Source organism: Synergistaceae bacterium DZ-S4, assembly GCA_025943965.1.
In the GTDB taxonomy this organism is placed as follows: Bacteria; Synergistota; Synergistia; order Synergistales; family Synergistaceae; genus Caenicola; species Caenicola nitritireducens.
In genome coordinates this window covers 1-9,629 of sequence record JAPCWD010000024.1, presented here as the reverse complement: position 1 = coordinate 9,629, position 9,629 = coordinate 1, and the positions used below count along the sequence as shown (strand labels likewise).

Sequence of the window (9,629 nt, the reverse complement as noted above, 5' to 3'; positions counted from 1 at the left end):
GGTCAAGAGGAAAATAACAAGTAAACCATGAAGTACAACCTGGTTTTAAATGTGTCCAATAACGATTAACAAAGCCTTGCTATTACAGGAGGGCATTTTGAAATTTGAGCTATCTTGGACAGCAGTGGGTAAACGTCTAAAACCGTCAATATATTCATAGCAAACCTTTAAAGGAGATGTTGCTATGAACGACACGTGTTGTTGCACAAAGAACCAAGCGCTTTTAACGACAGAAGAGGCCGCCTTATATCTCGGTGTGCCCGTCAGCTATCTTATTTGCGCCCGATCCCCGAAGTGTCCGGGTTGCCTCGTTCCGCCCCCCAAATTCGTAAGGCTTCGTGCGGAGAAAAAGGGTGCGAAATGGGTACGGTATCCCAGGATAGAGCTAGACAGATGGCTTACCTCGCTCCCGCTACGAGAAAAAACGGAGATAGCGAAAACGGATAACGGGATTAATAAAGTTCTGTCGGACGTTAAACAGAAAAACTGTGTTTTGATCATGGCCATTTTAAAAGGCGTGGATCAGGATAAAATCGATTCCACTATCCTTAAGAGTCTTGCGGCGGAAAGTGCAGAAAACAAACAGAACAAATAACGAAACCGACAAAAGGAGGAGGAGGGGGTTTAGCAGCACCCACCCTCCTTCTCCTATCAGTATCATTCTTCAAAATATGATATGAATCATTCCTATAACTTAAATTTATACTGCCACGCAGACATCGTTTTCTTCTTCGTCAATGACAGATTCGTCATCCAAGGACCAATCTTCGTCATCGATATAATTTTCGGGAGAAGGATCAACGGCAGCCGGTATTTCCATGTAAGAACCGGATTTTTCTATAGGAAATAAAAGCCTTTCAAATTCATTCTCATTGCCCGAAAGGCCAACCTTAAGGGCAATATCCATGATCACTTTTCTTGATTCTTCACAATCCGGGATACACCCAAAGACAGGTGCTTTACGTTTGTAATTTTTAAAATCCTTTAGTCCAAGCAACTCAGCAACTGCTTTATAGGATCTTCCGCCGAAATACTTTTTCTTATCCATTCTGGCGATCACCCTTAAAACCATCATCTCCGTCACCCTTGATAATCCATTAGTTTTGGGCACGTTGACATTTTTTTGGGCACAAACAGAATAGAAAAGAAGACTTTCCGGTTTAACAACTTCACCAAACTCTTTCTTCCTATATTTAATAATAGAGCGCTGTTTCAACACATCAGACACTGTCGCGGGAGGGAATGAAGAAAGACCGTCTGCAGAATATAAGCGTTTTCCGTCGGGTGCCAGGGACGCCTTTTGTTTGGTGATCAGGGATACAAGATCTGAAGCCCTACCATCAAGGATCTCGCGCATGCTTGACAGTCGTTTTTTCTGAATATCGAGTAAAGTGCCGCTCGACGCTATCTCTCTTATTTTATTATAGTCATCCACCTGCATGCCGGAAGCTGCTTTGCATTGCTGGACCCTTTCCCAGGTCAGCCAGTTTACCCTTGTTTTATACGATCCAACTTCATTACCGACATGCTTTATTTCAAGCCAGTTTCCACATCCCATTTTATGCCGGGCTTTTATCATCAGATGAATTGGATACGAGCTTTCAAGGCGCTTTAACAGCGCCGGCTCAAGGAGCTCTTCAATTGAAGGAGGGACAACGAGTCCGTTGTCGTCTGTTTTGATTTCAAAACCTTCCGGAAGGGGCACCTCAGCGATGAAGCCGTCTGTCGTCGCACAGACAACTGAACACCCTTCAGCATTGCCTAAAACATCTATTGCAGCAGAGAGGGCAGCGCGAACCAAGCCGGTGCAGCTCGAGGCATAATACACGCATGAGATCGGGGAAGGGCCCAAAGTACGAGATTCATTCCGCGTGATGTCATATATTTTCCGTTCCTTGATCCCCTGCGCCATCTTGCCGTAAAGCGTGTTGCTGACCTCTTTCCACATGCGCTCCTCAAGCGTTCCCTTAACCGATTTTTTCCTCTCTTCTGTCAGTTTCTTGAACACGCCGGCTAAAGTAAACGCGTTTTTATTACTGGTAAATCCTGTGTATGCGGTGATTGTCACAGATACTTTCCCGGTCGATAGGGCGTACAGCAACTCGGGCATCGTACAGTATGTATAACCTTTAAGCGGATAAATCAGGCCTGCATCGGTATGGCAAGGAATGGACGGGAATAATGTGTCCGGATCCCACTTGAAGTCCAGGCTGAAATAGTAGTGCGAGACGTCAGAAATGTCGCATAAGTCCATATTAAGATACTTTAATAATTCATCCACGGTCCGCAGTTCTATTTCATCATAGCCCACAGACACAGCGTTGAAGTCGATATCCCCGCACGCTGCGAGCGCTGTTGGGTAAGCACCCGAAAAGTCCAAGTCCAGGAAGACCTTGCCGGGAGCGGCCTTACGTTCGCCGCAAATGAAAGATATGTTCAATCCTCCGTAGTACGAGTCGCTGCACAAGGTTTTATTCCATGAATATTTATCGGTATATTTATAACTTTTGCGACTATGCCCCCTGGAATCTGTATAGCTTGTTATTTCCTTGCCCATCAAGCGCAGCAACGGTTCGTTTTCGATGATCTTTAATATTGGCGTTTTAGGGATATTGTTCATATCCCGGATCATCGAATCAAAACACTTTACGGAGAGATCCCCCAGCGTAACAGGAAGGCACGGCGTGCCTGTCATCAAATATACCTTATGGAGAAATAGAGCCTCGTATTCAAGTGTCGCGCGAATGTCGCACAAGGCATAATGAATGAAAAGATCTCTGTCGCTCCGTAGTAAAGCTTCCATATTACTTATCCGGTCACCTATTGATACCTTTTTCATAAGTGTCATCGCGGAAAGCTTCTCAAGACTGCGGAATCCCGCCGGAGCGTGTAAATATGTGTCGCTGCTGCGGAACAGAACTTTGACATAATGGTGGCCTTTCAGAGGGACGGACTTTATTTCCTTGCTCCGCAAACAAACAGGAACCTTATGAACCTCCTTGAACAATGAAGAGACATCCTTGCGATCTTTAAAAAGGCTCCACTCCATGGCTCCATAGTGTGTGAGCTGAAGCACGTTGGCTCCCTTTGCCTGCGTGCGCCCCAACCCAGCGAGCCCGATGGCATTTGAAATAATGTCTCTCAAACGAAGCCTCTTGCCGTTCTCGGGAAATACAATACACTCGCGATACGTCCCTTTCTTGATATTCAACGCTCCGATTTGGTAGCTCAAGACTTTATTCCGCAGATTTCCCATATCATCGGTATAAGACTGTGTCTCTGCGTCCAGAGAATAGACGATATCGTAACTGTTCCAGGCTTCAGGTATGCCGCCGAGCGCTCCGGTGATATCGACTGGGTTGTCAATAACACCATTATTGGTAAAAAACGGATGTTCTGGATCGACTATGCTTTTAATGGCTCTTTCGTTGTTTTTAACTTTTGACATGATGATTCGCCTCCGAAGGTTTTTATTTGATTCCTTCAGAATCTATTTGGCGAAATAGTGTTATTCAACGAAACGGAGAAACGTGTATATATACAGAGCATTTGACGAACACACAAAACAATCATTTAAGGAAAAGACCCCCGGACAAAGCGGCCAAGCGGGCATACAGATGCAGAAGGTGGCGGTTGGATGGCTCCCTTCCCTTTTAAGGCGGTTTGTACACCTTTCTTCAGTACGGTTTGTTGGGATTTAAAGGAAGCTTGGTATCACAGGGTTTTAGAGTTCCTTTGTCTCTTTGAAAGCATCTGTTAACCCCGGTTTTTTACCGTTTATTTTGGCGGTTTTTGAGTTTTTACGCCAAAATTAAGCCGTCAGCCGGGCGGTTATTCCTATCCTGTGAAGATGTAAACTGAAGTCGGAATAGAGAAGAAGTGGGATGAAATAAACAGGAAACTTGTGATAGACTCTCCCTGCCGTTTCCGGAAAATTTTATTAAGGACTGGGAGTTATGAAAATAGTCTATGAAGTGCGGTTATATGATACGCCGCTGTTGGAGTTAATCCTTGAGGAAAAAAAAAAAAAGGCAAGGGGTTTGGTCTTGCGGTCGTTATTCCGTCTGTGGTGGGTGATCAGAAGTATTTACTGCCCCTTGACCTGCAGCTGTCAGGTGTTGGTATATTAGCCTGACTTTAAGGCCGTATGATACCTAGGCACCGTGCATTTGTTGGTGAAATACTTAAGACCCTCGGTCTTTCTATCGGAGAAACAAGAGGTATTATTGACGCATCCTAGGATTGTCCATTAAGGACAGCTTCGGGGTCGTTCCCTCCGGAATATTTTCTTCTTAAGGTAAGAGTACCCTTAAATACATAGTCAGAATCTTATCGATATGAAAAGCCCGCGCATACTGCATAAGCCGAGGAATATTTCTGCCCCTTCTTTCAACATACCGCTTCAGCGCATCGTCGAAAGTCTGAGCTTCGATCCCGTTCCTGCTGCGAATGATATCGCACACAGTTCTTTCCGGGTTATATACCCTTACAGTATGTCCAAACATCGTTTCGCTTTCCATAATTCCAAGTTCATATAATTCTTTTTTAACTGTATATACCTTAATATCAAAATTAGCTGTAAATCTCGAGGGATTGTAACCGGTAGGCACCGTAACAGTATGTTTAAGCGGTACTCTGTCTGTCATATTATGCATATCCAGTGCAGAATCGTGAGAAAAAACGATCAACGGACTCCGAAGGGACAGAACATATTTCTCATCGAACCACGCATCCGGGTGAAGGTAAATTCCGTGAGCGACACGTTCGTAGCCGTTTTTTTTAATGAAGCGCAGAAACACAGGCTTCGTGACGCCGTTGGCCACGGCGTCCTTTGTAGTCAGAATGCCTTTTTTATCTTGTGTGAGCTCGTTGAGTAACGTATCGTATTTCATACACATCGTTCCTTTCGTGCTGATATTGTACATGAAATTAGTACAGAAGTAAAGTATTATTTTTTTTTCAGATATTCAGGATTCAAACTGTGAGATATGATATCCATAAGAGACCGTCACTGTATAGGAAACAGAATTCCTGTACATTATTGGAATTTTTGCAATCGCTATATTTTACAGCATGACAAAAAGTAATTCATACATGCCCAACGCTGTGAAGAACAGCGTCGCCGGTTCCGATTTTTCCTGATATAGGACATACGCAAAGCGGAGCGCGAATCGGACTTTTGCATGCCCCCACCTGAAGCCGGTTCGTTAGTGTTCCGGATGGGTGAGGGTGATTGACTACAGCATCACCCTCATATAGTCGATAAGGATCTTGTCGATATGGAACTCTTTCGCATAGTCAATGAGTTTATTGACGTTTTTATCTTTTCTCCGCACGTACCTTTTAAGCGCGTCCTCGAAGGTCTGGAATTCGATCCCGTTTCGGCTTCTGACGATATCGACGACTGTCCTCTCAGGGTCGTAGACCCTTACTTTATTCCCGTACATCGTTTCGCATTCGGTAAGCCCGAGACCGTACAGCTCCTTTTTGACGGTATATACCTTGATGTCGTCAGCCGCCAGTTTTGTGGGGTTATAACCGGTCGGTACCGTAACGGCGTACTTAAGCGGTTCACGATCTGTCATATTGTGAAGATAGAGCGCAGTCCCATGGGAGAACACTGCCCTTTCGCTCCGGCGGGAGATCACATAGAAGTCGTCCGGCCAGTCATCGGGGTTCTGATAGATCCCGTGGGCGACGCGCTCATAGCCGTTCTTTTCGACAAAGCGCTGAAACGCCGGTTTCGTAACGCCAAGGGCTACAGCATCCTTTGTGGTCAGAACACCGTTATTTTCCTCTGTAAGTTTATTAAGCAGTTCATCGTATTTCATATTTATCATTCCTTTTGTGCTATTATTATAATTTATATTAGCATATAAGTAAAAGTGTTTGGCTGTACTGAGCCGAAGCTGTGGGCAAAGCTCTCTATAGCCCCAAAGACATATATTTTTTTAAATAAATATTAAAAACTGCTTGACTATTTATAATATTTATAGTATGCTATAGTATTGCTTAAACAATAAGCATAAATATTATCGGTCTTGCATAATGTCCGGTGCTTCCCAGCCGAAAATGGGGGATCTCCAAAGGCCGACCGCGCAGCCTTAACAGGCGTGGAAATCAGTAAACGGTGCTCCGCTGCCGTACAGCAAATGCGGACTTTAATTTATTCGCAGGAGAATTATTTCTCTCCTGCGGAATTAAAAAAATCAGACAGGAAGGAATTTGTTAGGCATGGGCTAAATAGTTGCCTTCGAAATCATAGAGAGAGAATTACGGACACCCAGGCTTCCCGTTCCATGCCATAGACAGAAAGGCACGCTCGCTATCTTGGTCCATGACTAGATATTGAATACTTCATAAAATTTCTTTCCACAGATCCAACCTTAAAAAAGCGCTCCTTGCGCAAGCCGGACTGCGGCAGCTCTAACAAACGGAGGACATTACAGATGAGATCAACAGGATTTATAGGACCTGCGGACGAAATCATGCAGCACTGGCTGGCGCGGACAAGGAACAGGGCGGAAGCCCTAGCCGCACGGCCCGATATCATAACGGAGGATTTTTTCACCCGTTCCATTGTCATGAGTTGTAGGCTGGACCCTAAAGGTAAATATGGCATTGTAAAACGCCATATATCACAGAACTGCTTTTACAGAAGGAACAAGAAATTCGATGTCGTAGCCTTTCCTGACGGTGAAAGTCTTGTCAGGTCAAGGCTTCCACTCGACCGTATGTTCTTCTCTGCATGCGACGGCAAAGGAGGCGCCAAGAAGTCCGCGGCGGCAAAAATTGCTATGGATGACTATGACGAATACTTTGAATTCATGCCCCATGCGACCGACATTGATTTTCTCGCGGAGGCCCTTTTCAGCCCTTCCGTAACATCCCTCGAGATTTTCAAGGGCCATGTTTCTGACATGATACTATCAGGCGTCAGAAAATCGCCTGAGATGTCCCAGTGGCTTTGGGAGGCAGTATCATCGTCTATGCTGAAGACCATTGCCGGCTGTGCGTTCAGACTATGGGCCTCGGCGATAAAGTCGCCTAAAAAGGATCCCGAACTGCCGAAGCTTACTCCTATATTCGCGACCCTAGCGAATGACCTTTGCAGGGAGCTTTTGGGCGAAAGGAGTTCAGGCCTCTTTTCGGAAGCCCGTTCGCGTTGCATGAGCGCTGAGGAAAAGAACTGTCTGAAAACCTATACGGAAAGGCTTCCTGAAGGCACCAGAAAAATTCTTGGCGCATTCATAAAAGAGGCTGTGCGGGACACCAATACCATGATTTGCCGGAACGGAGGCCCCAACACGTCTCTCTCTATGGCCGGAAGCGCTGACATTATCATGCTTCGTACCGGAAACTCCGGCAACATGGATCATTTCATCCGCTGGATCGTGCGTACTTCATCCATGTTCCCTGATACAATAATATACGCACTTGCCCTTGAAAGATGGACAATGAGGCAGCTGAAGATGTTCGAGCAGGCTCTGACAGAGTCTGGTTCAGGGACCCTCGTTATATGGACTTCCGCCCAGGAGTCCGCCGTGCCTTCGTTCCTCATGAAAAACGACTTTACGACCGGGAAGGCCTACGAAGATGGCGGTTTCTGCTTCCGCTCCGTAGCTCCGGAACCCCCCTCTACCTACCTGAAAAGCATAGGCGTGAGCGCCCCCCTTGCCGAAAGGCTTGAGGATTACGAAAATCGTGACGGCAAGCACCTTCTTTACGAGATGGGATTCATTTCTAAAGAACTTAGTGAGTGTATTATGCGAGGTCAAAAAGATCCCTTCAGTAGCTCACAAGTAAATATTCCAAGAGAAGAGATGCCGGTGCTGTCTCCCTATATGACGCTTCCCGATGATACTATCGAGAAGGTCAGGTATAAGGCCCTTAGAGCACTCCAACTGGATCCGGAAGGGATAAGTAAGGCAGTTCTTATATCGGATGCCGTTCCAGAGTTCTACGGCTGGATAGCAGAGGCTATGGAGAACAGGGCCAAAGTCCCAAAATTGAACTATGAAGAACTTAAAAAGAAACGAAAAGAGCGGGGCGGAAATTTATAACAGCGTGTGTCATCTTTTGACATAACCGGCAGCCGCCGGCAAAAAAACACCGCAAGTGCGGAGAAAGGTGAAGTTCAATGGCTATTGGATCCTACGATATTATGCTAAGCGATTTTTTCAGGAGGATAAACTCTGCAAACCGGTCTGAAACATATGCTAGGCACAACAGAAAAACTACTGTGCTAAACGCGGCTAACAGAAAGTATGCGGCAAACCACGGGTTCGAGGCGCCGAGAACGACAATAATATATCCGTCAAAAAAGTCCGTGCCCGGCAAGATAATCATTGCTGTAGACACTTCCGGGAGCATATCGGATGACAAGATGGAAACTGGGAGGATCGTTGGGGAAATACTCCGCACGACCGTAAATTCCAACCATTGGGAAGACCGGGATGTTGAGATAATATATTGCGGCACCCGCCTGAGAAAAGACGGCCCGTTCAAGGCGAGTTCCGCCGAGTTGGACGCATACATTGAAAAGATCAAGAAAAACGGTATAAAGGTCTCGGACTGCGATACTGACCTGCTCCCGATCTGGAAAAACATTATAAGAGAAAGCGAGTCGGCAAATGGATATCCTTTCGGCCTTGTCGTCGTGACCGGAGCGGAGACTGTGAACGATAAAATCATCGACCTTTACAAATCAGGTAAATTTCGAGTGCCGACTATGATAATCTGTCCTGAAGGAAAATCTTTGTCGGAAAGTTTTATTGAGCTTTCTGACGAGAATAGCAGCTTTGAAATCGGGATTATATAAATAACATGCGTATGAGACCGTAAAACTTTGTCAAAGTGTGCCACTCGGCTATCAATATAAAAAAAAGGCCTCGGTTCGGTGATAACCGCACCAGGGCCTTTTAAATTTTGTAACAGTGCAAGGATGTTTGCTGAGGAACAGAACTTTGAAAAAAAACGGAACCTATCCTAGATTTCTTGTAAAATCCCAACAGGTGGAAAGCGAGGCGTTAAAATATGCGTTCGGTGCTGTTTTCATCTCGAAAACAGCACTGTCAAGCCATGCACCTATAGTGCTTTAAAAATTCAGAGGCTGCTGCTGTGCCAACTATTTTGTTGGCTATATGCATGATATTTATATCACTTATAGAATCTCTCTTCTCGTAGTCTATCGTGCTTATTTTATCAGCTAGATTGCTCCAGTCCCGGAAGTTAGGGTATATCCTGGATGCCTCGTCGGGACTTTTTTTTCATCCAGAAGTTATGGGATGGTCTCTCCTGCCAATAGGTTAAGCGTGCTATATGTCAAAATCAATGCCGGTAGCTACAGATCTTAGTGAGTCTTCGCGCTTCAGTATCTTTTCTCTAGCTCTTATAATCGCTCTATCTTTCTTACTAATATATTTTTCAAAATCATCAACTTTATCGGGGCAATAAGCACCAAGAATATCTTTTGCGGTATTGCCTTTATTGTTCCTGATGCTTTTATCGGCACCGGCATCAATAAGCTCTTTCATGGTGCCTGTAAGGCAGTTTTCGGCAAGTACCATAAGGGGGGTCCAGCCGTCATGACCCATGCGGTTTACATCAGCCCCCATTGATATTAGCTT

7 protein-coding genes are annotated in these 9,629 nt (G+C 45.3%); 3 read left to right on the top strand and 4 right to left on the bottom strand.

Going from position 1 to position 9,629, the window contains the following annotated elements; genetic code table 11:
- Positions 1 to 184: 184 nt before the first annotated feature.
- A complete protein-coding gene (locus OLM33_09930) occupies positions 185 to 595 on the top strand; it encodes a helix-turn-helix domain-containing protein (GenBank protein MCW1713971.1) in 411 nt (136 codons plus the stop codon).
- 105 nt (positions 596 to 700) lie between these two features.
- Here OLM33_09930 and OLM33_09925 read toward each other — a convergent pair whose 3' ends face one another.
- The 3 genes from OLM33_09925 to OLM33_09915 all read right to left on the bottom strand — a co-directional run bounded on the left by OLM33_09925 (position 701) and on the right by OLM33_09915 (position 5,840).
- Positions 701 to 3,448 (bottom strand): hypothetical protein, encoded by a 2,748-nt coding sequence (locus tag OLM33_09925; GenBank protein MCW1713970.1) that lies wholly within the window; start codon positions 3,446 to 3,448, stop codon positions 701 to 703.
- An 844-nt stretch (positions 3,449 to 4,292) separates the two neighbouring features.
- Positions 4,293 to 4,925 carry a hypothetical protein gene (locus OLM33_09920; protein MCW1713969.1) on the bottom strand — a complete coding sequence of 211 codons (633 nt, stop codon included), beginning with the start codon at positions 4,923 to 4,925 and terminating at the stop codon, positions 4,293 to 4,295.
- 312 nt (positions 4,926 to 5,237) lie between these two features.
- A complete protein-coding gene (locus OLM33_09915) occupies positions 5,238 to 5,840 on the bottom strand; it encodes a type IV toxin-antitoxin system AbiEi family antitoxin domain-containing protein (GenBank protein MCW1713968.1) in 603 nt (200 codons plus the stop codon).
- Positions 5,841 to 6,449: 609 nt separating this feature from the next.
- Here OLM33_09915 and OLM33_09910 point away from each other — a divergent pair.
- Both OLM33_09910 and OLM33_09905 read left to right on the top strand, forming a co-directional pair.
- Positions 6,450 to 8,063 (top strand): hypothetical protein, encoded by a 1,614-nt coding sequence (locus OLM33_09910; GenBank protein MCW1713967.1) that lies wholly within the window; start codon positions 6,450 to 6,452, stop codon positions 8,061 to 8,063.
- 77 nt (positions 8,064 to 8,140) lie between these two features.
- The gene (locus tag OLM33_09905) at positions 8,141 to 8,821 is read left to right on the top strand and encodes a hypothetical protein (protein MCW1713966.1); all 681 of its coding nucleotides are present in this window, start codon (positions 8,141 to 8,143) and stop codon (positions 8,819 to 8,821) included.
- A 496-nt stretch (positions 8,822 to 9,317) separates the two neighbouring features.
- Here the strand turns inward: OLM33_09905 and OLM33_09900 are convergent.
- Positions 9,318 to 9,629: hypothetical protein (locus OLM33_09900; GenBank protein MCW1713965.1), on the bottom strand; the 312-nt coding region annotated here is incomplete at its 5' end.